The following is a 25,857-nucleotide window of genomic DNA, read 5'->3' as shown; positions in this document are numbered from 1 at the left end:
GGTGCGGGCCGGTCACCGCGGAAGCCGGGAGCACGGGGGCTCACAACGGTGAGACGGTAAGCCCGCGGCCCGCGGCCGCTGTTACGGTTCGGCGGTGACGGCGGGGGAGGGGCAGGCATGGGCAAGGTGGCCAGAGGCGGCAGCGGGGTGCTCGAACCGCGTCTGCGGCTCGGCGGGGTCGCGGCGCGCGGTGCGGCGTACGGCGCGGGGGCGGCCGTCTGCGTGACCGTCGCGACGTTCGCCCTCAGGGAGCACGAGGACCGCGTCGACCTGCTGGACGCGACCGCCTTTCTGGGACTCCTGACGGGCTCGGTCCTCCTCGTGACCGGGCTGTTCTTCTGGGCGTGCAGCGGAGGGGAGGTCCTGCGCTGGCGGGACCTCCTCACGACACGTGCTCCCGATGAGGTGATCGCGATCCTCGCCCCGTCCCTGGTCCGCGCGGGAATCCTCCTGCTGGTGCCCGTTCCGGTCGCCCTCGGCCTCGGGGAGCTCGTCGCGTCGGCGGCCGGAGGCTCGTGGTTGGGCGGTGCCTGAGGAGCGGTGCCTGGGGAGCGGGCAGGCAACGGCCGACGGACCCGGTACCCGCACCTCCGCGTACACACTCCGCCGCCGAGCGGCCATACTGGACCGGCCGGGGAGGGCGCAGCGGCGGGGAGCGGCGGGACTACGGGGGCGGGAAGCGGCAGATGGCGGACACCAGGCTGATCCAGAGCCGGTACCGGCTGCTCGAACTGATCGGGCGCGGTGGCATGGGCGAGGTGTGGCGCGCCCGCGACGAGTCGCTGGGCCGGCAGGTCGCCGTCAAATGCCTCAAACCCATGGGCCCCCAGCACGACCAGGCGTTCACCCGCATCCTGCGCGAACGCTTCCGCCGTGAGGCCCGGGTGGCCGCCTCCCTCCAGCACCGGGGCGTCACCGTCGTCCACGACTTCGGCGAGCACGAGGGCGTGCTGTATCTCGTCATGGAGCTGCTCGACGGGCACAACCTCAGCCAGCTCCTGGAGGAGAACGAGCAGCACCCGCTGCCCGTCGACCATGTCGTCGACATCGCGGAACAGGTCGCCGACGCTCTCGGCTACACCCATCGCCAGGGCATCGTCCACCGCGACCTCAAGCCCGCCAACATCATGCGGCTGACCGACGGCACGGTGAAGATCTGCGACTTCGGCATCGCGCGCCTCGGCCGCGACATCGGTATGACCTCCCGCCTCACCACCACCGGCATCGCCATGGGCACCCCGCACTACATGTCGCCGGAGCAGATCAGCGGCAAGGAGGTCGACCACCGCAGCGACCTCTACTCGCTGGGGTGTGTGCTGTACGAGATCGCCACCGGCGTCCCGCCGTTCGACCAGGACGACGCCTGGGCCGTCCTGGTCGGACACCGCGACACCCGGCCGGAACCGCCGCGCACCCACCGTGCCGAGCTCCCCGGCTTCTTCGACCGCGTCGTCCTCGACCTGCTCGCCAAGGCCCCCGACGAACGCCCCGCCGACGCGGCCGACCTGCGCCGCCGCATCGTCCTCGGCCGCAGCGGCGAACAACCCCTCCCCGGCCCCCTCCCGTACAGCGGGGACGCCCCGCGTGAAGCAGCCCTGCCTGCCTGGACCCGCTGCATGACCGTCGGGCGCAGGGCGGTCGGCACCCTGTACGGCGCACCCGAACCGTCACACCCGGCCGCCGGGCTGACGGGGCGGTGGACCGCGGCGACCGCCACCGCGCCCGCCCCGCACTCCCACTCCTTCGTCTCCGTGCCGAGCGGGCCGCCCGCCCCGGACCTCCTCGCCGCCCTCTCGGGCCGCCACAGCGCGGGCATCGACCTCGGCCGCCTGGGCCGCTGGGAGGAGGCGGGCGAGGTGCACCGCGCGGTCGCCGCCCAGCGCGCACGCGTCCTCGGCCCGGACCACCCCGACACCCTCGCCAGCCGCTACGAGGTCGGCTTCACCCTCAGCCGTACGGGGCGGGCCGAGGACGCCCTGCGCGAGTTCGGCCGGGTCGCCGAGGGCCGCGAACGCACCCTGGGCGCCGACCACCCGCAGACGCTCGCCGCCCGCCAGGAGACCGCGTACGTCCTCGGACAGCTCGGCCGCCACGCCGAGGCCCACCAGGTGTACGAGACCGTCCTCGCCGCCCGCGAACGCGCCATGGGCCCCGACCACCCCGACACCCTGCGCTGCCGCCACAATCTGGCGTTCAACCTCGGCCGGCTCGGGCGGCCCGAGGAGGCCTGGCAGGTGGCCCGTGAGGTCGCCGACGCCCGCGCCCGGCTGCTCGGCCCGCTGCACCCCGACACTCTCGCGACCCGCTACGAAGTGGCGTACGTCCTGGGCCGGCTGGGCCGTCACGCGGAGGCGCTGGAGACCTACCAGGACGTGGCACGGGCCCGCGCGACCGCCCTCGGGGCCGACCACCCCGACACCTTCGCCGCCCGCTACGAGACCGGCATCAGCCTCGGCCGCCTCGGCCGCAACGCCGAGGCCCTGGAGCTGTACCGGTCGCTGGTCGCCGACCGTACGCGGACGGCGGGGGCGGCCGACCCCGAGACCCTGCGCGCCCGCCACGGCCTCGGGGTCAACCTGGGGCGGATGGGCCGCTGGGAGGAGGCCCTGTCCCAGGCACGCGACGTCTGCGCCCTGCGGGAACGCACCCTGGGTCCCGATCACCCCGACACCGTGACCAGCCGCCGCGAGGTCGCGGTGGGCCTCGGCTGGCTCGGCCGCTGGAACGACGCACTCGTGGCGTACCGGCAGGTCTCCGAAGCGCACAGCCGGGCGCTGGGCGCCGCGCACCCGCGGACGCTGGCCGCCCGCAACGACGAGGCGCACTGCCTGGAGCGGCTCGGACGGTCGCAGGAGGCCGCCGGTATCCACCGCGCCCTCGCCTCCCACCGCGCACAGAACGCGGCACCGCCCAGCTGACGCCCGGCGCCGCGGCGTGGCCCGGTCACCCGCCGCCTCTGGTCCCGGACGGACGCCGCGTGTTACGAAGGTGCATGCCCGCACCCCAGTATCCCTCTCCCCGGTCCGCCGCAGGTCAGCCGCCCGTCCGGGACCGGTACGACGCCGTGATCGTCGGCGGCGGCCACAACGGTCTGGTCGCCGCCGCCTACCTCGCCCGCGCCGGACAGTCCGTCCTGGTCCTGGAACGCCTCGGCACCACCGGGGGAGCGGCCATCTCGACCCGCCCCTTCGCCGGGGTGGACGCCCGGCTCTCGCGCTACTCGTATCTGGTGTCCCTGCTGCCGGACAAGATCGTCCGTGACCTCGGCCTCGACTTCGCCGTACGCAAGCGGACCGTCTCCTCCTACACCCCCGCCGTGCGCGACGGGCGCCCCACCGGACTGCTCGTCGCGGGCGAGGGCACCCGGGAGTCCTTCGCAGCGCTCACCGGCGGCGAGCGCGAGTACGCGGCCTGGCAGCGGTTCTACGGGATAACGCGGCGCGTGGCCGAGCGGGTCTTCCCGACGCTCACCGAACCACTGCCCGGCCGGGACGCGCTGCGCGAGCGGATCGACGACCCCGACGCCTGGCGGATGCTGTTCGAGGAACCCCTCGGCGTGGCCGTGGAGGGGAACTTCACCGACGACCTCGTGCGCGGCGTCGTCCTCACCGACGCCCTGATCGGCACCTTCGCCGATGCCCACGACGCATCGCTCCTCCAGAACCGGTGCTTCCTCTACCACATCATCGGCGGCGGCACCGGCGACTGGGACGTCCCCGTCGGCGGCATGGGCGCACTCACCGACGCGCTGGCCGGGGCGGCCCGCGCGGCGGGCGCCGAGATCCGCGTACGGCACGAGGCGACCCGGATCGAGACCGACGGCCACGCCGCCGAGGTCGCCGTCCGCACCCCGGACGGCGAACACACCGTCGCCGCCCGCCGGGTGCTGGTCAACGCCTCCCCGCAGGCACTGGCCGCGCTCCTCGGGGACACCCCGCCGCCGCCCTCCGAGGGCGCCCAGCTCAAGGTGAACATGCTGCTCACCCGGCTGCCGAGGCTCCGCGACCGCGCGGTCGACCCGCGGCAGGCCTTCGCCGGGACGTTCCACATCGCCGAGGGGTACGGGCAGTTGGCCGACGCCTACCGGGAGGCGTCGGCCGGACGGCTGCCCGCCGCCCCGCCGTCCGAGATCTACTGCCACTCGCTGACCGACCCCTCGATCCTGGGCCCCGAGCTCGCCGCGCGCGGCTACCAGACCCTGACCCTGTTCGGCCTGCACACCCCGGCCCGGCTGTTCGCCGCCGACAACGAGGCCGCCCGCGCCGCCCTGCTGAAGGCGACCCTCGCCGAACTGGACGCCCACCTGGAGGAGCCGGTCACCGACTGCCTGGCCCTCGACGAGAACGGCGAACCCTGCATCGAGGCCAAGACCCCGCTCGACCTGGAGCGCGACCTGAGGCTGCCCGGTGGCCACATCTTCCACCGCGACCTCGCGTTCCCGTACGCGGAGGAGGGCACCGGCCGGTGGGGCGTGGAGACCGCCCACGCCAACGTCCTGCTCTGCGGGGCGGGCGCGGTGCGCGGCGGCGGGGTCAGCGGGGTCCCCGGCCACAACGCGGCGATGGCCGCGCTGGGGCGGTGAGCGGGGGGCGACCCGGCCCGCCGCGTGGTCCGGGCCGCTCAGTCCGCCGACGGCACCCAGCCCGCCGCCCCGATCCGCCCCGCGTCCCGGGGCCGGTCGGAGTCGAAGACCGTACGGGCTCCGTCGCGGACCCGCAGGCCGTCCACGTACGCGCCGCGCCCCACGTACAGCCGGTCCGTCGTGCAGCGCCACCGCAGCCGGACACGCTTCCCGCGCCACGCCGACAGGTCCGCCTCCAGCCGGTGCCAGACGCGACCCGACCAGCCGGACACCGAGCCCGCCGGGTGCGGCCGCGGGTCCGGCCGGCGGCCGGGGCCCGGGCGCACGGTGGTGAACGGAACGGGCTGCCAGTCCTGCCCCGCTGACGCCTCCGACGCCTCCAGGACCAGGCGGTCGGCGGCCGGTTCGGTGTCCCGCCACAGCGCGCAGTCCAGCCGGGCCCGGGCGGAGCCCAGACGCAGGGCGGGCAGGGGCGGCGTGGCGGTGGACGCGCTCGCCGTCCCCGCTCGGGGGAGTCGGCGAGGTACGCCTCGGCATCCCGTACGAGCTGGTCCAGCGGCTCCTGGAGCAGCCCGGCGCGTGCGGCGCCGCCCCGGCGCAGCGTGGGCCGGTGTGCCCCTGCGTCCATGTCCGCTCCCACTGCTCCGTCGGTGGTGCCGCCTGCCACCGGGGCCCATCCGGCCCGCTCCGGACGGCCGCTCCCGCGAGCGGAGCCGGCGTCAGCGCGAGCGCCCCGCCCAGGGCCAGTATCCCGCCGCCCAGCCTGCGCCGTCCGATGCCGCCACCGGGCACGCGCCTCTCGGCCGCCGCCCGCCCGTCGCCCTTCGCTTCCCCGGTCATCCGCGATCCCTTCCCGCGCCGGGTGCCCGGCCACCGGGCCGCGCTCGCGCCCGCGTGCCCCACCCGCGCGAAAGTAACTTCCGCAGTTCCGACGAGCAGTGAAAGTTCCTGCCGTCGCAGAGGTTACTGTCACCCCCGGCCCTCCCGTACGTCTCCCGGCCCGCAAAGAATCTGACGTTTCATCAGAAAATCTCTTCCCTCGGCCGCGCCGCTGCGGCATCCTGCCGCCCATGGAGACGGAGCTGAGCCAGCAACTGGGAATCGAGCACGCGATCTTCGGCTTCACGCCGTTCCCCGAGGTGGCCGCGGCCATCACCAGAGCGGGTGGCTTCGGCGTGCTCGGGGCCGTCCGCTACACCGCGCCCGACGAGCTCGCGCGCGACCTCGACCGGCTGCACCAGCACGCCGACGGCAAGCCCTACGGCCTCGATGTCGTCATGCCCGCCAAGAAGGTCGAAGGCGTCACCGAGGCCGACGTCGAGGCGATGATCCCCGAGGAGCACCGGGGCTTCGTGCGGGAGCTCCTCACCCGCCACGGCGTGCCCGAACTCGCCGAGGGAGAGGCGTCCGGCTGGCGCATCACCGGCTGGATGGAGGAGGTCGCCCGGGGCCAGCTCGACGTGGCCTTCGACTACCCGATCAAGCTCCTCGCCAACGCCCTCGGCTCCCCGCCCGCCGACGTCATCGAACGGGCCCACGACCACGGGGTCCTCGTCGCCGCCCTGGCCGGAAGCGCCCGGCACGCCCGGCGGCACGCGGAGGCGGGCATCGACGTCGTCGTCGCCCAGGGGTACGAGGCGGGCGGCCACACCGGGGAGATCGGCTCCATGGTGCTGGTCCCCGAAGTCGTCGAGGCCGTCGCCCCGTTGCCCGTGCTCGCCGCCGGAGGAATCGGCAGCGGCGAACAGGTCGCCGCCGGGCTCGCCCTCGGCGCCCAGGGCGTCTGGCTCGGCTCCCTCTGGCTCACCACCGAGGAGGCCGACCTGCACTCGGAGGCCCTCACCGCCAAGCTGCTGGCCGCGGGCTCCGGCGACACCGTCCGCTCCCGCGCCCTCACCGGCAAGCCCGCACGCCAGCTCCGTACCGCATGGACCGACGCCTGGGACGACGCGGCCGGGCCCGGCACCCTGCCCATGCCGCTCCAGGGCCTGCTGGTCGCCGAGGCCGTGTCCCGGATCCAGAAGTACGAGGTGGGGGAGCTGCTCGGCACCCCCGTCGGGCAGATCGTCGGCCGGATGACCAGCGAACGCAGCGTGCGGGCCGTCGTCGACGACCTGACCCGCGGCTTCGAACGGGCTGTCACCCGCATCAACCGCATCGCCGGAAGGAGCGCCACGTGAACCAGCCGCCAGGCGGCTTCTGGGCCCAGGCCGCCGCCGACCCCGACCGCACGGTCCTGATCGCCCCCGGCGGCGAGGAGTGGAGCGCGGGCCGGCTGCACGCCGACGCCAACCGCATGGTCCACGGACTGCGCGCGGCGGGACTGCGCGAGGGCGACGCGTTCGCCGTCGTGCTGCCCAACGGCGTCGAACTCCTCACCGCCTACCTCGCCGCATCCCAGGCGGGCTTCTACCTCGTCCCCGTCAACCACCACCTCGTCGGCCCCGAGATCGCCTGGATCGTCGCCGACTCGGGTGCCCGGGCCCTGATCGCCCACGAACGCTTCGCAGCCGCCGCGACCGCCGCCGCCGACGAGGCGGAGCTGCCGGTCGGTCACCGCTACGGCGTCGGCGCGGTACCCGGCAGCCGCCCGTACGCCGAGCTCCTCGAAGGACACCCCGCGACCCCGCCCGAGGGACGCACCCTCGGCTGGGTCATGAACTACACCTCCGGCACCACCGGCCGTCCGCGCGGCATCCGTCGACCGCTGCCGGGCACGCGGCCCGAGGAGAGCCATCTCGGCGGGTTCCTCGGCATCTTCGGCATCCGGCCCTTCGACGACAACGTCCACCTGGTCTGCTCGCCGCTCTACCACACCGCCGTACTCCAGTTCGCGGGCGCCGCACTCCACATCGGCCACCCGCTCGTCCTGATGGACGGCTGGGCGCCCGAGGAGATGCTCCGCCTCATCGACGCGCACCGCTGCACCCACACCCATATGGTCCCGACCCAGTTCCACCGGCTGCTCGCACTGCCCGAGGAGGTGAAGGCCCGCTACGACGTCTCCTCCATGCGGCACGCGATCCACGGGGCGGCCCCGTGCCCCGACCATGTGAAGCGGGCCATGATCGAGTGGTGGGGGAGCTGCGTCGAGGAGTACTACGCGGCGAGCGAGGGCGGCGGGGCGTTCGCCACCGCCGAGGACTGGCTGAAGAAGCCCGGCACCGTCGGCAGGGCCTGGCCGATCAGCGAGCTGGCCGTCTTCGACGACGACGGCAACCGCCTGCCGCCGGGCGAACTGGGCACCGTCTACATGAAGATGAGCACCGGCGGCTTCAGCTACCACAAGGACGAGACCAAGACCCGCAGGAACCGCATCGGCGACTTCTTCACCGTCGGCGACCTCGGTGTGCTGGACGCGGAGGGCTATCTCTTCCTCCGCGACCGGAAGATCGACATGATCATCGCCGGTGGCGTCAACATCTACCCCGCCGAGATCGAGTCCGCCCTGCTCACCCACCCCGCCGTCGCGGACGCCGCCGCCTTCGGCATCCCGCACGCCGACCGGGGCGAGGAGGTGAAGGCCGTCATAGAACCGGCCGAGGGGCACGAGCCGGGCGAGGCGCTCGCCGCCGAGATCCTCGCCCACTGCGAGGAGCGGCTCGCCGGGTACAAGCGCCCCCGGAGCGTCGACTTCATCGCCGCCATGCCCCGCGACCCCAACGGCAAGCTCTACAAACGGCGGCTGCGCGAACCGTACTGGGAGGGGTTCGAACGCCCGTTGTAGCCCATGACCGGGCCGACCGGGCCCGGGAGGGGCAGGCCGCGCTCCTCCCGGGCCCGCGTTGTCCGCCACCACGGCGACCGCAGAGCCGGTTGCGACGGGCAGGAGCTGCCACAGCAGGGCGCCGGTGTCGGCGACCAACGCGGGGCGGCGGAATCTCCGTCCTCCGGCTCCCCCGACCGCAGGGCCCGCAGCGCCCCGGCCCTGCGGTACGGAGGGCCTCCATGTGCTCCTCGTACCCGGCCAGGAGACGTGCGCTCACCTCGCCGGGCTTCGTTCTCCGCCCCGCCCGTTGCCCTCGGGGCGGCTCAGAGGGTCTGTCCCGCCCTCTGTGTCATGGCCGTTCGATGTCCAACCGGTGCTCCCGGTTCGGCGCCGGCCCGCGTGCTCAGGCCGCCGTGTCGTAGGCGTAGTGCGGGGTGTGGTCGAGCATGTCGGCCGGCGTCACGTCGTTCCACGGGCGCATGGTGTCATGCAGATCCACCACGTCGGCGGTGCCCTCGGCAGGGAGATAGGGCGAGTTCGGGTGGCGCGCCTGCCAGTCGGTCCACAGCTTGTCGATGTACGCGTGGTGCAGCCAGAACACCGGGTCGTTGGGCGAGACTCCGGTGGCCATCTGGCCGCCGACCCACACATGGACCCGGTTGTGCAGGTTGACGCCGCGCCAGCCCTCAAGATGGTTGCGGAAGCCGTCCGACGCGCTGTTCCACGGCGCGGTGTCGTAGGTGCTCATGGCGAGCACCGAGTCGACCTCGGCCCGGGTCGGCAGCTGCCGGCCGCCGGCTCCGAGGTCCCGGCGGAGATAGCTGCGGCCGTCCACGCGTACGGTGATGGGCCATCTACCCGCTTCCGACGCGAAGGGTCCGGTCATCACCCGGCCGTCTCTGCTCCGCCCGGTACCGCCGAGGAAGTCGGCCGCCCAGAGCGAGGACGCGGCGGTGCGGTCGGCGGCCCAGTCCCAGTACGGCAGCGCCACGGACGCGTCCACGGACTGGAGTGCCTGCTCGAACTGTATGAGGAATCTGCGGTGCCACGGCAGGAACGACGGCGAACGGTGGCCGACCCGCTCGCCGTTGTCCGTGTCGCTCATGATGAAGGCGTTGTGCGTGGTGACGAACGTGTCGTAGCGGCCGCTGCGCTTGAGCTCCAGCAGGGCGTCGACGAAACGCTTCTTCTCGGTGGCGGTGAGGTTCGCCTGGTTCTTGCGTACGGTCATGGCTGGCGCTCCGGGTTCAGGCGAGGGCGAGAGGGACGAGTGCGGCGCCCTGAAGCTCGGCGACAGCGGCGCGGGCCACGGCGAGCGGGGTCGCGAAGGTCTCGTAGTGGTTGACGACGCTGATCCAGGTGCCATCGGCGTTGCGCATCACATGCAGCTCCTCGCCGTCGATGTGCACCTGGTAGCCGCTGCCGTGGCCGTGGTGTCCGCCGTGGTGGGAGGGGGCTCCCTGTATGCGGCGGCCCTGGAAGACCTCGTCGAAGGCGGCTCGTTCCGCGGCCGTAGCCCGAGGCTTGGGGGTGTCGGAAGGAGCGGCGGCGCTGGCCACGCCGGCGACGGCGAGTCCGGCGAGGGCACCGGCGGAGGCGCCCAGTGCGCGTCGGCGGGTGATTCTGGACATGGGTGTTCCCCCAGGTGTGACGGTGCTCGATGATCGGTCCGCAGGTCGGGCGGGCCGCTGCGGCCATGCCTACAGGGAGCGGCGCGTTGGTAAGAAGTGGTTGGCCGCGATGCGGACATGTCGGCACACGTAGTGGAGAGTTGAACAAAGTTGATCTTGCGGCGCAGTGCGGCGTGCGGGGCGTTCGGCGTAAATCTTGCACCTGATGTGCCCATCGCGTGAATAATTTCCGGTGAAGGGCCGAGAGTTGTGCGCGTCCTCACACGTGAAACATGTCCGGAACATATGCGCGCGCCCGGTCTCGCCGAGGGCTTCGTCATGTCGGTACGGGCTGGAATGCCGCTGTGACAGGCGGGCAGGCGCCGGTCCGGATCGCGAGGAGCGCCGCAGTTCGTGGACGAGCGGCAGAGGCTCAGGCGGACGCCGTCCCTCTTGGTGATCGGCTCAATCTCTGCGTGCGGGGCGCGGAAGGCGTAAGCGGCCGGGACGAGGGTGACGTGGTGGTGCCGACCCGGCAGGTTGCCGATTCCGAGCCGAGCGCAGTCCCTCGCCACGAACTGCGGAATGCCGTACTCCGTGTACTGGATGACGGCGGAGAGAGCGCCGCCGGACGCACGCCGCGTCTCGGCGGTCCCGGAAGCGGCGGCCCGAGGCGGCGTCGCCGACACGGTGAACAGGGCGAGACCGGCAACCCCGAGCAGTCTCAGACGGTTGGGCGAAGTCAGGGTCCTCCTCCTAACGGTGCTCGTGGCGAAGGTGGTTGACGGGCAGCCGTCCGGACAGCCCCGCGCCACTCAGCCCGGGGGTCCGGCGACCGGCGACCGTCTGGTCGGTATCCAGCCTCTTGACCCCGGGTCCCCGGCCGCCCAGGATCGCGCCATGACCGGTGTACGCAGCAGCACAGTCGACGGCGTCCTCACCCGCAGCGCCCGGCGCACCCCCGCACGCAGCGCCGTGCGGTACGCCGACCGGGCCTGGACCTACCGCTCCCTGGACGCCGCAGTCTCCACGGCCGCCGCCGTCCTCACCGAGGAGCACGCACTCGCCCCCGGCGACCGGGTGGCCGCCTACGCCCACAACTCCGACGCCTATCTGATCGCCTTCCTCGCCTGCTCCCGGGCCGGGCTCGTGCACGTCCCGGTCAACCAGAACCTCACCGGCGACGACCTGGCCTACCTTCTGGACCAGTCAGGATCCGCGCTCGTCCTCACCGACCCGGATCTCGCGGAACGCGTTCCCGCGGGCCGCCCCGTACGTACCCTGCGCGACGCGCCCGGCTCGCTGCTGGAGGCCCTGGCCACCGAGCGGCCCTTCACCCCGGAGCACGCCCCCGCCTCCGACGACCTGGTGCAGCTGCTCTACACCTCCGGCACCACCGCCCTGCCCAAGGGCGCGATGATGACGCACGGAGCCCTGGTCCACGCGTACGTCAGTGCCATCACCGCCCTCGGCCTCGCCGCCGCCGACCGGCCCCTGCACTCCCTGCCGCTCTACCACTCCGCTCAGATGCACGTGTTCCTGCTGCCGTATCTGGCGGTGGGCGCGGAGAACACCATCCTCGACGCGCCGGACGCCACCCGGATCTTCGACCTCGTCGAAGCGGGCCTGGCCGACAGCCTGTTCGCCCCGCCCACCGTCTGGATCGGCCTCGCCAACCACCCGGAGTTCACCGCCCGCGACCTCACCGGCCTCCGCAAGGCGTTCTACGGGGCCTCGATCATGCCCGTACCCGTCCTGGAGCGGCTGCGCGAACGACTGCCGGGCCTGGCCTTCCACAACTGCTTCGGCCAGAGCGAGATCGGGCCGCTGGCCACGGTCCTCGGCCCGGACGAGCACGAGGGGCGGATGGAGTCCTGCGGCAGGCCCGTCCTCTTCGTCGAGGCCCGGGTCGTCGACGACAAGGGCGAGGACGTCCCGGACGGCACCCCTGGCGAGGTCGTCTACCGCTCGCCCCAACTGTGCTCCGGCTACTGGGACAAGCCCGAGGAGACGGCGGCAGCCTTCCGCGACGGCTGGTTCCACTCCGGCGACCTCGCCGTCCGCGACGCCGAGGGCTTCCTCACCGTCGTCGACCGGGTCAAGGACGTCATCAACTCCGGCGGCGTCCTCGTCGCCTCCCGCCAGGTCGAGGACGCCCTCTACACCCACCCGGCCGTCGCCGAGACCGCCGTCATCGGCCTGCCGGACGACCGCTGGATCGAGGCCGTCACCGCCGTCGTCGTCCTGCGACGCGAGGCGGACGAGGCCGAACTCATCGCCCACGCCCGCGAGAAACTCACCGCCTTCAAGGCGCCCAAGCGGGTCGTGTTCGTGGACGCACTGCCGCGCAACGCCAGCGGAAAGATCCTCAAGCGGCGACTGCGGGACGAGCTGGCCTGAACCGGCCGCCTCTCCGGCCGCCGATTCGGTACGCAGCGCCGTGGCCGTCCGGGCCCCGGCGGCCCAGCCTGCGGGCAGGAGCGCACCGACGACGGCGACGAGCAGGCCGCCCAGTGCCAGCGGGAGCAATGCGGCGGCCCGGTAGACATCGATGACGGAACCGGGGAGGCGGAGCCCCACGCTGTCGCCCACCGCGGGCATGACCCAGCCGTGCAGGACCACGCCGAGCGGCACCCCCAGGCTGCCCGCCACCAGCCCCGTCACGACGAGCGGAACCGGAGCACGGCCCCCGCCTGCCCGGGGCCGTGCTCACCGGGTGCCGGGCTCCCGCAGGTCCACGATCCGCCGGATCTTGCCCACCGAGCGCTCCAGCGACTCCGGGTCCACGATCTCGACGCCGACCGACACCCCGATCCCGTCCTTCACCGCCGCCGCGATCGCCAGGGCCGCCGTCTCCCGCTCGGCCGCCGTCGCGTCGCCCCGCGCCTCGGCCCGCACGGTCAGCGCGTCGAGCCGCCCCTGCCGGGTCAGCCGGAGCTGGAAGTGCGGGGCGACGGCAGGTGTACGCAGCACGATCTCCTCGATCTGGGTGGGGAACAGGTTCACCCCGCGCAGGATCACCATGTCGTCGCTGCGGCCGGTCACCTTCTCCATCCGGCGGAAGGTCCGGGCCGTCCCCGGCAGCAGCCGCGTCAGGTCCCGGGTGCGGTAGCGGACCACCGGCATCGCCTCCTTGGTCAGGGAGGTGAACACCAACTCGCCCTCCTCGCCGTCCGGCAGCACATCCCCGGTCAACGGGTCCACGACCTCCGGGAAGAAGTGGTCCTCCCAGATGTGCAGGCCGTCCTTCGTCTCCACGCACTCCTGAGCCACACCCGGGCCGATCACCTCCGAGAGCCCGTATATGTCGACCGCGTCGATGGCGAACCGCTCCTCGATCTCCCGGCGCATCGCCTCCGTCCACGGTTCCGCACCGAAGATCCCGACCTTGAGGGAGGTCGTCCGCGGGTCGACGCCCTGCCGCTCGAACTCGTCCAGCAGCGTCAGCATGTAGGACGGCGTGATCATGACGATCTCGGGCCGGAAGTCCTGGATCAGCCGCACCTGACGCGAGGTCATGCCGCCGGATGCCGGGATCACCGTGCAGCCGAGCCGCTCCGCCCCGTAGTGCGCGCCGAGCCCGCCGGTGAACAGTCCGTATCCGTACGCCACATGGACCTTGTGGCCGGGGCGTCCGCCCGCCGCCCGGATCGAGCGGGCCACCACGTCGGCCCAGGTGTCCAGGTCCCGTTCGGTGTACCCGACGACGGTCGGGCGTCCGGTCGTGCCGCTGGAGGCGTGGATGCGGCGGACATCGCGCTGCGGCACGGCGAACATCCCGAAGGGGTAGTTGTCCCGCAGGTCGGCCTTCGCGGTGAACGGGAAGCGCGCCAGGTCGGCGAGCGTACGGCAGTCCTCGGGCCGCAGTCCGGCACGGTCGAACGCCTCACGGTAGAAGGGGACGTTGGTGTACGCGTGGTGCAGCGTGGTCCTCAGCCGCTCCAGTTGCAGGGCCTCCAGCTCGTCCCGGCCGAGCCGTTCCGCCGCGTCCAGCATGGCCGTCATCAGGGCCCTTCCTCTCCCGAAGCGGGTGACCGATCATTCGGTCGATCTTCCTGGGAGCAGTAATTCAGGAGGCCGGGCGCGCTGGCAAGAGGCGCGTGGAGCTCCCGCGAATCAGCCCGCCGCGAAGTCCGGTGCGGCGGTGCACGGGTTCCTGTTTGGATGGGGGGTATGCCGATCTTCACCGCGCACGACACGACCCGGCTCGCCTATCACCTGGTGGGGGAGGGGGAGCCGCTGATCTGCCTGCCCGGCGGGCCGATGCGGGCGAGCGCCTATCTCGGGGACCTCGGCGGGCTCGCGGACCGGCGACAGCTCGTCCTGCTGGATCTGCGCGGCACCGGTGATTCCGCCGTACCCGGGGACCCCTCGACGTACCGCTGCGACCGTCTCGTCGACGATGTGGAGGCGCTGCGCGAGCACCTGGGCCTCGACCGGATCGACGTGCTGACGCACTCCGCGGGCGCCGACCTGGCCCTGCTGTACGCCGCTCGTCACCCGGACCGCCTGCGCTCCCTGACCCTCGTCGCGCCCAGCACCCGGGCCGTGGGCATCGAGGTGAGCGACCAGGACCTGCGCGAGGCCGCGGAACTGCGCCGCGACGAGCCCTGGTACCCGCAGGCGCGGGCCGCCCAGGAGGCGCTGCTCGCCGGAGGGCCGTTCGCCGAGCTGTGGCCCGCGGTCCGGCCGCTCACCTATGGCCGCTGGGACGAGGCGGCCCGAGCGCACGCCGCCGCCTCCGCCGGGCAGACCAACCCCGAGGCGCGTGACCGTTACGCGGGTACGGGCACCTTCGACCCGGCCCGCACGGCGGCCGCACTGCGCGAACTGGCGGTGCCGGTGCTGGTCCTGGCCGGAGAGCTGGACGGCCACCCCAGCCCGGACCGGGCGACGGAGCTCGCCGCGCTCTTCCCGCACGCCGAGTTCGTCGTCCAGCGCGGCGCGGGCCACTTCCCTTGGCTGGACGACCCGGGTGGCTTCGCCCGTGCGGTCGCGGCCTTCCTCGACCCGGACGTCCACAGCGTCCAGGCGGGCGGGACCCGGCTCGCGTACCGGGTGTGGGGTGACCCCGGGGCCCCGCCGGTCGTCCTGCTCCACGGCCGGGGCGGGAACAGCGGGACCTGGACCCGGATCGCGGAGGACCTGGCCGCCGACCACCGGGTGTACGCCCCCGACTTCCGGGGCCACGGGCTCAGCGACTGGCCCGGCCGCTATGCGTTCGAGCTGTTCCGCGACGACCTCCACGCGTTCCTGGAGGCACGCAACCTGGCGGGCGCGACCGTCGTCGGGCACTCCATGGGCGGGGTGGCCGCCTGCCTCCTGGCCCAGCGGGAACCGGCCCTGGTCGGGCGGCTGGTCATCGAGGACGCCCCGCCCCTCCTCCCGCTCGACCCGCCCCGGCCGCCGTCCGTCCGCCCGGCGGGCGAGCTCGACTTCGACTGGCCCGTCGTCCCGGACACCGACGCCCAGCTGAACGCCCCCGACCCCGAGGCCCGCGAACGGCTCGGGAAGATCACCGCGCGCACCCTCGTCATCGGCGGAGGCCCCACCAGCCACATCGACCAGGACCAGCTCGCCCGGACGGCCGACGCCATCCCCGGCGCCGCGTTCGTCACCATCGATGCGGGCCACCTGATCCACACGACCCGGCCGGACGCCTTCCTCGCGGCGATCAGGTCGTTCGGCCTGGCGTGACCGTCAGCGCTCCGGTGCCACCGGCACCAGGCGGTACGCGTCGCCCGCACGTCGCACATGCCCGGCGGCCGGAAGCGGGTCCCGATGTCGCGGTCGAACCGCTGCGTCCGGAGACCGGCCCCGACGCCGACCGTCCTGTTCCGCCCCGGCGGGCCGGCCGCCTCGGCGTGCGAGTTCGTGGTGAACGCCCTCGACGGGCGCCGGCCCGACCAACTGGCGGGCAACGGCGGCGCACCCGGTTCAGCCCCCGGCCGCCGCCACCGCCTTCGCCCACCGGTAGTCCGCCTTGCCGCTGGGGGAGCGCCGGATCTCGTCGGTGAGGACCAGCACGCGCGGGATCTTGTATCCGGCGAGCCGGGACCGGCAGTGTGACTGGAGCGCGTCGAGGTCCAACGCCTGTGCCCCATCGCACAGTTGGACGACGGCGGCGACCCGGCTGCCCCAGCGCTCGTCGGGGACGCCCGCGACCAGCGCGTCGTACACGTCCGGATGTGACTTGAGCGCCTGCTCGACCTCCTCCGGATAGACCTTCTCCCCGCCGGTGTTGATGCACTGCGAGCCCCGGCCGAGCACGGTGACGATGCCGTCCGCGTCCACGGTCGCCATGTCGCCCAGCAGCACCCACCGCTCCTCACCTCTGCGGAAGAAGGTGTCGGCGGTCTTGGCCGCGTCGTTGTAGTAGCCGAGCGGGACGTGGCCCCGCTGGGCGATGCGGCCCGGCTCGCCGGGCGCCACCGGCTCGTACGTCACCGGATCGACCACGGCCGTACGGGCGTTGACCTGGACCCGGAAGCCCTTCTCGGGGCCCGAGTCGGCGGTCGCCGTGCCGTTGAAGCCGGACTCGGAGGAGCCGAAGTTGTTCAGCAGCATCACCGTCGGCACGAGCGCCTGGAACTCCGCCCGCACCGAGTCCGACATGATCGCCCCGGAGCTGGAGACGGAGAACAGCGAGGAGCAGTCCGTCCCGGCGAGCGGCCCGTTCAGGCAGTCGATCAGCGGACGCAGCATCGCGTCGCCGACCAGCGACACACTGGTGACCTTCTCCTTCTCGATCGTCCGCAGTACCTCTTCGGGGACGAACTTGCGGTGGATGACGACCCGTTGGCCGAAGTTGAAGCCGATGAACGCGGTCAGGGTGGAGGTGCCGTGCATCAGCGGCGGGGTGGGGAAGAAGGTGATGCCGTCGCCGCCCGCCGCGACCCGCTCGGCCAGCTCCTGCGGACTCTTCACCGGGTCACCGGTCGGCGCTCCGCCGCCGAGTCCCGAGAAGAAGAGGTCCTCCTGACGCCACATCACACCCTTGGGCATGCCCGTCGTGCCGCCGGTGTAGATGATGAACTGGTCGTCCGCGGAGCGCGGTGCGAAGCCCCGCAGGGGCGATCCGGAGGCCTCGGCCTCGGTGAAGGGGACGGTCGCGAGGCCTTCGGGTGCGGCGGCGGGCCCCACCCGGACCAGCCGGCGCAGCGCCGGGGCCTGCGGGGCGGCCGTCGCGACCCGCTCGTCGAATTCGCCGTCGAAGACGAGCGCCGTGAGATCCGCGTCCCGGTAGAGGTAGACCAGTTCCTCCTCCACATAGCGGTAGTTGACGTTCACCGGCACGATCCGGGCCTTCAACGCGCCCAGGACCGTCTGGAGGTACTCCACCCCGTTGTAGAGGTGCAGCCCCAGGTGCTCGCCCGGGCGGATTCCCGCGTCGATGAGGTAGTGGGCCATCCGGTTGGCGCCGGCGTCCAGCTCCGCGTAGGTCAGCCGCCGCTCGGCGCCCGTACCGGGATGGTCGACGTACAGGAGCGCCTCGCGGTCGGGGACCGCGTCGACGACCGACTCGAACAGGTCGGCAAGGTTGAACTCCACCGTTCCTCCTGACCCCGGATGGCTGGCGACTCGGCCGTCATTAGAGCGCCGGACGGCACAAGTGGGAAGGGGTGGCGTCGAAAGAATCTGACTGTCTGTCAGAAAACTATTGAACTGCGTCCCCGGCTACTGCAACCTGTTCCAGGTCTGGAGAACAGGAGTCGGTCATGGGCGGTACGGAACACCTCACCGTGCGGCGCGAAGGCGCCACGCTGGTGCTCACCTTGAACAGACCACAGGCCAGGAACGCTCTCTCGCTGCCGATGCTCGTCGGCCTGTACGACGGCTGGATCGAGGCCGACGAGGACGACAGCGTCCGCTCCGTCGTCCTCACCGGCGCGGGCGGCGCGTTCTGCGCGGGCATGGACCTCAAGGCACTCGCGGACGGCGGGATGGAGGGCGGGGAGTACCGGGAGCGGATGACCGCCGACCCGGACCTCCACTGGAAGGCGATGCTGCGCCACCACCGCCCCCGCAAGCCGGTGATCGCCGCCGTCGAGGGGCCCTGTGTCGCGGGCGGCACGGAGATCCTCCAGGGCACCGACATCCGCATCGCCGGGGCGGGTGCCGCCTTCGGGCTCTTCGAGGTCCGCCGCGGCCTCTTCCCCATCGGGGGCTCCACCGTCCGGCTGCCCCGCCAGATCCCCCGCACCCACGCCCTCGAAATGCTCCTCACCGGCCGCTCGTACACCGCCGAGGAGGCCGCCGCCATCGGGCTCATAGGCAGGGTCGTCCCCGAGGGCACCGCCCTGGACGAGGCCCTCGCCGTCGCCGAGCGGGTCAACGCCTGCGGGCCGCTCGCCGTCGAGGCCGTCAAGGCCTCCGTCCACGAGGGCGCCGAGCTGTCCGAGAGCGAGGCCTTGGCCGCCGAACTCAAGCGCGGATGGCCCGTGTTCGCCACCGAGGACGCCAAGGAGGGCGCCCGGGCCTTCGCGGAGAAGCGCCCGCCCGTCTACCGGCGCGCCTGACCCCCCCCAGCCTACGGAGAGAGTCATGACCGATGTCCTCAGCGCCCCGCTGGTGGTCGAATTCCCCTTCACCCGCTCCCTCGGCCCCGTCCAGAGCGCCTTCCTGACCGGACTGCGCGAACGTACCGTCCTCGGCGTCCGCACGGAGGGCGGCACGGTCCTCGTGCCGCCCGTCGAATACGACCCCGCCACCGCGGGCGAACTGCGCGAGCTCGTGGAGGTCGCCCCCACCGGCACCGTCACCACCTGGGCCTGGAACCCGTCCCCGCGCCGCGGCCAGCCGCTGGACACCCCGTTCGCCTGGGTGCTCGTCCGCCTCGACGGGGCCGGAACCGCGCTCCTGCACGCCCTCGACGCGCCCGGTCCGGACGCCGTGCACACCGGCATGCGCGTCCGTATCCGCTGGGCCGCGACGCGCACCGGCGCCATCACCGACATCGCCTGCTTCGAACCGTACGAGGGCGAGCCCGGCCCGGCCGAACCCGCTCCGCACACCGGGGAGTTCACCGACCCCGTCACCCGTATCGTCGCCCCTGCCCGCCTCGACTACGTCCACACCCCCGGCCGCGCCCAGAGCGCTTACCTGAAGGCCCTCGAAGGACACCGCACCGTCGGCGAACGCTGCCCCGCCTGCCGCAAGGTCTACGTCCCGCCGCGCGGCGCCTGCCCCACCTGCGGGGTCGCCACCGCCGAGCAGGTCGAGGTCGGCCCGCGCGGGACCGTCACCACCTTCTGCATCGTCAACATCAAAGCGAAGAACCTGGACATCGAAGTCCCCTACGTCTACGCCCACATCGCCCTCGACGGCGCCGACCTCGCCCTGCACGGACGCATCGCCGGAATCCCCTACGACCAGGTGCGCATGGGGCTGCGTGTCGAGCCCGTCTGGAGCGGTGCTGGTGGGGGGCCCCACCACCCCGACCACTACCGGCCCACCGGCGAGCCCGACGCCGACTACGAGACGTACAAGGAGCTGGTGTAGATGCGAGACGTGGCGATCGTCGCCTTCGCCCAGAGCGCGCACCGGCGGCGCACCGACGAGCTCTCCGAGGTCGACCTGCTGATGCCCGTCCTCCACGAGGTGCTGGGCGCGACCAACCTCAAGGCCAACGAGATCGGATTCACCTGCTCCGGCTCGGCCGACTACCTCGCGGGGCGGGCCTTCTCCTTCACCATGGCGCTCGACGGCGTCGGCGCCCACCCGCCCATCTCCGAGTCCCATGTCGAGATGGACGGGGCCTGGGCGCTGTACGAGGCCTGGGTGAAGATCATGACCGGCGAGGCGGACACGGCCCTCGTCTACGCCTACGGCAAGTCCTCGCCCGGCCAGGTCCGCGACGTCCTCACCCGCCAGCTCGACCCGTACTACGTGGCCCCGCTCTGGCCGGACTCCGTCGCGCTCGCCGCCCTCCAGGCGCAGGCCCTCATCGACGCCGGAGCCACCGACGAACCCGCCCTCGCCGAGGTCGCCGCCCGCAACCGCTCCGCCGCCGCCGACAACCCGTACGCCCAGCTCACCGGCGACGTCCCCGCGGGCGACCACCTGGTGCGGCCCCTGCGCACCGGCGACTGCCCGCCCATCGGCGACGGCGCCGCCGCCGTGATCCTCGCCGCCGGCGACACCGCCCGCGCCCTGTGCGGACGGCCCGCCTGGATCCGGGGCATCGACCACCGCATCGAGGCCCACAGCCTGGGCGTCCGCGACCTGACCGACAGCCCCTCCACGCGGCTCGCAGCCCAGCACGCCGGAGCCTTCGAGCGGCCCGTCGACACGGCCGAGCTGCACGCCCCGTTCACCTCGCAGGAGGTCGTCCTGCGAGGCGTCCTCGGGCTCGGCGACGACGTCGCCGTCAACCCGTCCGGCGGTGCGCTCGCCGCCAACCCGATCATGGCCGCGGGCCTCATCCGGCTCGGAGAGGCCGCCGCCCGCATCCACCGGGGCCAGTCCGACCGGGCGCTCGCCCACGCCACCTCAGGCCCCTGCCTGCAACAGAACCTGGTCGCCGTCCTGGAAGGGGAGAGCGCTGATGCCTAAGGAGCCCGTGGCCGTCGTCGGCATCGGCCAGACCAAACACGTCGCCGCCCGGCAGGACGTCTCCATCGCCGGACTCGTCCGCGAGGCCGCCGTCCGGGCCCTGGAGGACGCCGGGCTGGCCTGGAGCGACATCGACGCCGTCGTGATCGGCAAGGCCCCCGACTTCTTCGAGGGCGTCATGATGCCGGAGCTCTACCTCGCCGACGCGCTCGGAGCGGTCGGCAAACCCATGCTCCGGGTCCACACCGCGGGCTCGGTCGGCGGCTCCACCGCCCTGGTCGCCGCGGGCCTCGTCGCCGCCCGCGTCCACCGCACCGTCCTCACCCTCGCCTTCGAGAAGCAGTCCGAGTCCAACGCCATGTGGGGCCTCTCCCTGCCCGTGCCCTTCCAGCAGCCGCTGCTGGCCGGGGCGGGCGGCTTCTTCGCCCCGCACGTGCGCGCGTACATGCGCCGCACCGGCGCCCCCGCCACCGTCGGCTCCCTCGTCGCGTACAAGGACCGCCGCAACGCCCTCAAGAACCCCTACGCGCACATCCACGACCACGACATCACCCTGGAGAAGGTCCAGTCCTCGCCCATGCTCTGGGACCCGGTCCGCTACTCCGAGACCTGCCCCTCCTCCGACGGGGCGTGCGCGATGATCCTCACCGACCGCGCAGGCGCGGCCCGCTCCCCGCATCCGCCCGCCTGGGTGCACGGCGGAGCGATGCGCAGCGAACCCACCCTGTTCGCGGGGAAGGACTTCGTCTCCCCGCAGGCGGGCAAGGACTGCGCCGCCGACGTCTACCGGCAGGCCGGGATCACTGACCCGCGCCGGGAGATCGACGCCGTCGAGATGTACGTGCCGTTCTCCTGGTACGAGCCGATGTGGCTGGAGAACCTCGGCTTCGCCGACGAGGGCGAGGGCTGGAAGCTCACCGAGGCGGGCGTCACCGAGATCGACGGCGACCTCCCGGTGAACCCCTCGGGCGGGGTGCTCTCCACCAACCCCATCGGCGCGTCCGGCATGATCCGCTTCGCCGAGGCGGCCCTCCAGGTCCGGGGCGCGGCCGGGGACCACCAGGTCGAAGGGGCCGCCAGGGCGCTCGGCCACGCCTACGGCGGAGGGGCCCAGTTCTTCGCCATGTGGCTGGTGGGAGCCGAGCCGCCCGCAGGCTGAACAAGGGGCGGCGCCCAGGGCGCGCGCCGCACCGGAGGGCACCGGCACCCCGCCGGCTGCCGGCACCGCCGAGCCGGGCGCGATCCGCCCGGGCCCGGCTCCGCGACGTGAGCCGGTCCACGTAACATGGCAGCATGTCCTTCCTCCGCCGCCGTAGCGCCGCAACACCCGCGGGCCCGGACTTCGACGTCCTGGCCATGGACCCGGGGGACTGGCCCGGCAACCTCGGCGCCGGTCTGCTCCCCGCCCCCGACGGCAGCTGCCAGGGCGTCTTCCTCCGGTACGACCTGTACGGCGGCCGCGGCCCGGCCATGATCATCGGCAACCTCCCGGCCGGTTCGCCCGCCCGGGAGACCGAGGAGGGGCAGGTCCCCTTCGAGGTGGCGCAGCTGCTGCTCGCCCTGGAGAACGACGAGCCGATCGAGGTCGTCAGCTCCGAGGACGTTCCGGTGATGCAGGGGGACAACCTGCTGATCGTCCGCCGCATCAAGCTCTCGGAGAGCCGGATCGCCTGCGTCCAGTTCGACCGGAGCGACGGTGTCCTCGTGACCATCGCCAGCTGGGACCGGCCGATCACCGACGACCTCTACACCCTGCTCAAGCCCCTGCCCGCAGAGCTGTTCCAGCAAGGCTGAAACGTATCTCCATAGGCCGCCCGCATATGCCGGGCGGCCTTTTCCGTGCCCCGCGCTCCGTGGCCCGCCGCGCTCCTCGCGCGGCCGGCCACGGACCCTGAACTACGCCGGGCTGCCCGCCAGTTGGGTCATCATCCGGGTCACCTGCGCCGCCGAAGTGCCGAGCCCCGTGGGACCGCTCAGATGCCAGGGGGCGGCGTGGCCCTGCCGCAGGTCCTCCTCGCGGTAGCGGCGGCAGCCCCGGTGCCAGATCAGGATTCCCGCGATCCAGTGCTTGAGCTCCTGCACATAGCCCGCCAGGATCTCCCGCGCCTCGGCGTCCAGGCCGAAGTCGTCGTACAGCACCGGGAGTTCGACCTCGGCGACATGCAGGAACTGCCGCAGCCGCGAGTTCATCAGGTCGTGCACGATCGCCACGCCCGTCGGATAGTCGACGCCGAAGAAGTTCTGCACGACCAGGACGCCGTTGTGCACCTCTCCCTCATACTCGATCTCCTTCTGGTACGAGAACAGGTCGTTCATCAGACACGCGTAGTCCGCCGCCGCGTTCTCCAGGGAACGCATCGGACCGCTGCGGTAGACCTCGTCGGGGACCTTCCTGCCGTGCCCGAGCCGGCACAGGCTCATCGTGAGGTCCGAACCGAACGTCGCCCGCCGCATCTCCACGTAGTCCACCGGATCGGGGATACGGTTCTGCGCCTGGTTCGCCAGCTCCCACAGCCAGCTCTCGGTCATCGACTCGATCGCGGTCCGGAAAGTGCGCCGTCCGCCCTCGTCCATCGGAGCGGCCGTCCTGCGCCACAGGTCGCCCAGACTCCGCTCCAGGGCGTTCACCGGCTCCGGCGTCCCCTCGCCGTCCAGCGGCATGAACAGCGACAGCCGTTCGTTGGCCAGGCGGGCGCCCGCCAGGTCCCGGGCCCGCCCGTGCACGACCGGGAACCAGTCGTCCCCGTACGTCCCCCAGGCCAGCCACGCCGAGGACAGGTCCAGCTCGTCCGGGGTCGCGTCCGGATGCAGGCCCGCCGCGCACAGCGGCAGGTCGATCGCGATGATCCGCCGCTCGTCCCAGATGTGCGAACCCGGCACGCCCGGCTGGGCCTCCAGGATGCCCATCCGCCGTGCCCAGTCGACGACCCGGACCCGGGCCCCCTCCAGATGCGGGCTCAGCGTCGTCCCGAACGGCAGGTCGAAGTCCGGCAGCAGCGAGGGCCCCACGTGCTGGTACGGCACATGGCTGTGGCTGCGGGCCCGGGCGGTCTCCGAGCGGAGCGTGAACCGGATGGAGGCGGCGGACATGCCGAAGCCGGCCACGGCCTCACCCGCGCCGCCGCCGTTCATGTAGCGGCTGGAGCGCATGTGCCATTCGTGGCCGCCGGACTGCCAGTCCTGGAGCCCCTTGACGTACGCCAGCACGGCGGCGGCCTGCGCCGGGTCCAGGCCCTTCTCGGCGCAGAGCGGGCCGAGCTCGGTCAGCGCGGTGTTCTCGAACTGCTGGAGCCGTGAGGTCAGCAGGTCGTTGACGGCCTCGGCGGCCTCCTGCGTCGAGCAGCCGAGGAACTTCTCCAGCACCAGCACGCCGTTGCTGTTCTCCCCCTCGTCCTCCACCTCACGCTGGTAGGAGAAGAGGTCGTTGCGCAGGTGCACCCCGTCGGAGAAGGCGTCCCGCAGCACCCGCAGCGGGCGGGCGTCGGCGACCGACGCGGGCACCTCGGCGTTCGCCGCGTACTCCACCAGACCGGCGGACCAGGGCGCACCGCCCACCTTGCGGCGCATCTCGATGTACTCGACGGGGTTCGCGATGCGTCCCTCGTGGATGTTGGCGAGCTCCCACAGGGACTCGTTGAGGAGGTTCTCCGTCGCCTCCGCGAACCGGGCCCGCCAGGCGTCCGACATCGCCGGGACCGTCCGGGCCCACAGATCCGCGAGCCCCGCCTCGACGGGGTTCTCCGGGTCCGGCGTCGCCGCGCCCCGTTCCATCGGCATGAAGGCGGGCAGCCGGTCCAGATGCCGCTTGCCGCCCTCCCGGTCGGGCGTGCGCTTGAACAGCTCCAGGAAGTGGTCGTCGAAGAAGAAGACCCACACATACCAGTCGGTGACCAGGGACAGGGCCTCGGCCGAGCAGTCGGGGTGGGTGTAGGCGCACAGGAGGGCGTAGTCGTGCGCCTCCAGGTCCTTCTCCTCCCAGATGCCGGACCCCTCCAGCATCCCCATGGAGCGGGCCCACTCGCGGGTGTGCGCGCGTGCCGCCTCCACATGGGGGTTGAGCCGTGCCGGATACGGAACATAGAAGTCCGGCAGTGAGAAGGGCTGTGCCATGTGCGTCAGGCCTTTCCAGAAGCCTCCGCGCGCGGACACGCGCGGACCGGTGGTGTCCGCGCAGCACTACCCTTCGGCCATACGGAGCACGCACGACGGCGATTAGTCACATAATCGCGGCGTGGCCTGTGCGTGCTCGGAAGTCGGTCGCTCAGTAGGCGGAGTCGACGTTGTCGATCGAGCCGTAACGGTCCGCGGCGTAGTTCGCGGCGGCGGTGATGTTGGCGACCGGGTCGGTGAGCTTCTTCGGGGTGCCCTTGACGTGGTAGGCGTCGAAGGTGGGCTGGATCACCTGGAGCAGGCCCTTGGAGGGAATGCCGTTCTGCGCGTTGATGTCCCAGTCGTTGACGGCGTTCGGGTTGCCGCTGGACTCGCGCATGATGTTGCGGTGCAGCCCCTCGTAGGAGCCGGGGATGTTCTTCTTCTTCATGATGTCGAGCGACTCGCGGATCCAGCCGTCGAGGTTGTTCGCGTACTTCTTCGGCGTGGCGGCCTTGCGCTCGGTGGAGCGGTTGGCGGCCTGCTTCTCGGAGCGCTCCTTCGCGGCGGCCTTCTCCGCGGAGGCCTTGCGGTCGGCCACGGCCTTCTTGGCGGCGGCTTCCTTCTTGGCGGCGGTCTCCTGAGCGGCCTTCTTCTCCGCGGCATCCTTCGCCGTGGGGATGCCCGCGGCGGCGACCGGCTCGACGGCGACGGAGGAGCGGGCCGCGGTGGGCGGCGTGTCGCCCTGGGCGCTCGTGGCGGCTATGGCGGAGACGGAACCGGCCGCGACGAGCGCGGCGGTGGCGAGCTTGTGCGTACGGGTGATGCGCAGGGTGGAGATGCGGGGCATGCGTGAGCTCTTCCTGATGGGGGACGGGCTTCGCGGCCTTCGCGCCGCGTCGGCAGGGTCCGAGCTGTTCGGCCGCGGCCGCCGGTGGGCGCTCGTCGCTGGCTCGTACTCGGTGCTTGCCGGAATCCATGGTTAGCGGTGCCCGATACGGGATGCAATGACCGCCATTACTACTCTTCGTCGTGGAACACCAATTTATGAGCCATTTGGGCGGTTGGTTACGCCGTACGGGATCGACGGCATCCACTAACGGAGGTCGTAGGTGACGTGGGTCTCGTGGCGTGCCTCACCCGTGGAGGCCCCCGGGACAGCTCTGCGTCAGCACGCGGTCACGCCGGATCGGCACACAGAACAGCGGGGGGGGGGGGGGGGGGGGGGGGGGGGGGGGGGGGGGGGGGGGGGGTGTGTTGTGTCCTTGTTGTGGCTGTGGTCTCTTTTTTTTCGTCGCACGCCCCTCCTCCTT

General features: G+C 72.6%; 18 protein-coding genes and 1 pseudogene. 12 read left to right on the top strand and 7 right to left on the bottom strand.

The features are described 5' to 3' along the window. Positions 1-117: 117 nt before the first annotated feature. The 3 genes from ACZ5WC_RS32330 (at position 118) to ACZ5WC_RS32320 (ending at position 4,582) form a co-directional block, all read left to right on the top strand. Positions 118-534 carry a DUF6336 family protein gene (locus ACZ5WC_RS32330; RefSeq protein WP_468544162.1) on the top strand — a complete coding sequence of 139 codons (417 nt, stop codon included), beginning with the start codon at positions 118-120 and terminating at the stop codon, positions 532-534. A 152-nt stretch (positions 535-686) separates the two neighbouring features. Continuing rightward, entirely contained in the window at positions 687-2,918 is a 2,232-nt protein-coding gene (locus ACZ5WC_RS32325) for a serine/threonine-protein kinase (protein WP_468544161.1), read from the top strand. Positions 2,919-2,992: 74 nt separating this feature from the next. Further along, on the top strand, positions 2,993-4,582 hold the full coding sequence (locus ACZ5WC_RS32320) for a phytoene desaturase family protein (RefSeq protein ID WP_468544160.1): 1,590 nt from the start codon (positions 2,993-2,995) through the stop codon (positions 4,580-4,582). Between the two features lie 38 nt (positions 4,583-4,620). On the opposite strand, the pseudogene ACZ5WC_RS32315 reads toward ACZ5WC_RS32320, so the two are convergent. Then, a pseudogene (locus tag ACZ5WC_RS32315) lies at positions 4,621-5,115 on the bottom strand (serine hydrolase); the annotation flags it as partial. 537 nt (positions 5,116-5,652) lie between these two features. On the opposite strand from ACZ5WC_RS32315, the gene ACZ5WC_RS32310 reads away from it, so the two are divergent. Together ACZ5WC_RS32310 and ACZ5WC_RS32305 are read left to right on the top strand one after the other, a co-directional pair. Continuing rightward, the gene (locus tag ACZ5WC_RS32310) at positions 5,653-6,762 is read left to right on the top strand and encodes an NAD(P)H-dependent flavin oxidoreductase (protein ID WP_468544159.1); all 1,110 of its coding nucleotides are present in this window, start codon (positions 5,653-5,655) and stop codon (positions 6,760-6,762) included. After that, positions 6,759-8,309 (top strand): acyl-CoA synthetase, encoded by a 1,551-nt coding sequence (locus ACZ5WC_RS32305; protein ID WP_468544158.1) that lies wholly within the window; start codon positions 6,759-6,761, stop codon positions 8,307-8,309. The genes ACZ5WC_RS32310 and ACZ5WC_RS32305 overlap by 4 nt, the downstream gene beginning before the upstream one ends. Before the next feature lie 385 nt (positions 8,310-8,694). Here the strand turns inward: ACZ5WC_RS32305 and melC2 are convergent, their stop codons facing one another. Together melC2 and melC1 are read right to left on the bottom strand one after the other, a co-directional pair. Continuing rightward, on the bottom strand, positions 8,695-9,522 hold the full coding sequence (melC2, locus tag ACZ5WC_RS32300) for a tyrosinase MelC2 (RefSeq protein ID WP_468544157.1): 828 nt from the start codon (positions 9,520-9,522) through the stop codon (positions 8,695-8,697). 16 nt (positions 9,523-9,538) lie between these two features. Then, entirely contained in the window at positions 9,539-9,922 is a 384-nt protein-coding gene (gene melC1, locus ACZ5WC_RS32295; protein WP_468544156.1) for an apotyrosinase chaperone MelC1, read from the bottom strand. 879 nt (positions 9,923-10,801) lie between these two features. Between melC1 and ACZ5WC_RS32290 the strand changes: the two genes are divergently transcribed. Beyond that, positions 10,802-12,301: an acyl-CoA synthetase gene (locus ACZ5WC_RS32290; protein WP_468544155.1), complete on the top strand. Its 1,500-nt coding sequence runs from the start codon at positions 10,802-10,804 to the stop codon at positions 12,299-12,301. 309 nt (positions 12,302-12,610) lie between these two features. On the opposite strand, the gene paaK is transcribed toward ACZ5WC_RS32290, so the two are convergent. After that, on the bottom strand, positions 12,611-13,906 hold the full coding sequence (gene paaK / locus ACZ5WC_RS32285) for a phenylacetate--CoA ligase PaaK (RefSeq protein ID WP_468544154.1): 1,296 nt from the start codon (positions 13,904-13,906) through the stop codon (positions 12,611-12,613). 168 nt (positions 13,907-14,074) lie between these two features. Here paaK and ACZ5WC_RS32280 point away from each other — a divergent pair, with 168 nt between their 5' ends. Beyond that, positions 14,075-15,598 carry an alpha/beta fold hydrolase gene (locus ACZ5WC_RS32280; protein ID WP_468544153.1) on the top strand — a complete coding sequence of 508 codons (1,524 nt, stop codon included), beginning with the start codon at positions 14,075-14,077 and terminating at the stop codon, positions 15,596-15,598. A gap of 240 nt (positions 15,599-15,838) precedes the next feature. On the opposite strand, the gene ACZ5WC_RS32275 is transcribed toward ACZ5WC_RS32280, so the two are convergent. Next, positions 15,839-17,452: an acyl-CoA synthetase gene (locus ACZ5WC_RS32275; RefSeq protein ID WP_468544152.1), complete on the bottom strand. Its 1,614-nt coding sequence runs from the start codon at positions 17,450-17,452 to the stop codon at positions 15,839-15,841. Between the two features lie 167 nt (positions 17,453-17,619). Between ACZ5WC_RS32275 and ACZ5WC_RS32270 the strand changes: the two genes are divergently transcribed. From ACZ5WC_RS32270 to ACZ5WC_RS32250, 5 genes are all read left to right on the top strand, one after another. Beyond that, positions 17,620-18,420, top strand: a complete 801-nt coding sequence (locus ACZ5WC_RS32270) for a crotonase/enoyl-CoA hydratase family protein (RefSeq protein WP_468544151.1) — start codon at positions 17,620-17,622, stop codon at positions 18,418-18,420. Positions 18,421-18,445: 25 nt separating this feature from the next. After that, a complete protein-coding gene (locus tag ACZ5WC_RS32265) occupies positions 18,446-19,402 on the top strand; it encodes a Zn-ribbon domain-containing OB-fold protein (RefSeq protein ID WP_468544150.1) in 957 nt (318 codons plus the stop codon). Beyond that, on the top strand, positions 19,403-20,455 hold the full coding sequence (locus ACZ5WC_RS32260) for a thiolase domain-containing protein (protein WP_468544149.1): 1,053 nt from the start codon (positions 19,403-19,405) through the stop codon (positions 20,453-20,455). After that, a complete protein-coding gene (locus tag ACZ5WC_RS32255) occupies positions 20,448-21,614 on the top strand; it encodes a thiolase domain-containing protein (RefSeq protein ID WP_468544148.1) in 1,167 nt (388 codons plus the stop codon). The genes ACZ5WC_RS32260 and ACZ5WC_RS32255 overlap by 8 nt, the downstream gene beginning before the upstream one ends. Positions 21,615-21,748: 134 nt before the next feature. Beyond that, positions 21,749-22,249 (top strand): hypothetical protein, encoded by a 501-nt coding sequence (locus ACZ5WC_RS32250; RefSeq protein WP_096630517.1) that lies wholly within the window; start codon positions 21,749-21,751, stop codon positions 22,247-22,249. Between the two features lie 102 nt (positions 22,250-22,351). Here the strand turns inward: ACZ5WC_RS32250 and ACZ5WC_RS32245 are convergent, their stop codons facing one another. After that, on the bottom strand, positions 22,352-24,565 hold the full coding sequence (locus ACZ5WC_RS32245; RefSeq protein ID WP_468544147.1) for a terpene synthase family protein: 2,214 nt from the start codon (positions 24,563-24,565) through the stop codon (positions 22,352-22,354). 151 nt (positions 24,566-24,716) lie between these two features. Next, positions 24,717-25,394, bottom strand: a complete 678-nt coding sequence (locus ACZ5WC_RS32240; protein ID WP_468544146.1) for a transglycosylase SLT domain-containing protein — start codon at positions 25,392-25,394, stop codon at positions 24,717-24,719. Positions 25,395-25,857 lie beyond the last annotated feature (463 nt).

The organism is Streptomyces sp. NPDC033165, from assembly GCF_055577965.1.
The sequence above is the reverse complement of the archived record's forward strand: the minus strand, read 5'-3'. Positions and strand labels throughout refer to the sequence as shown.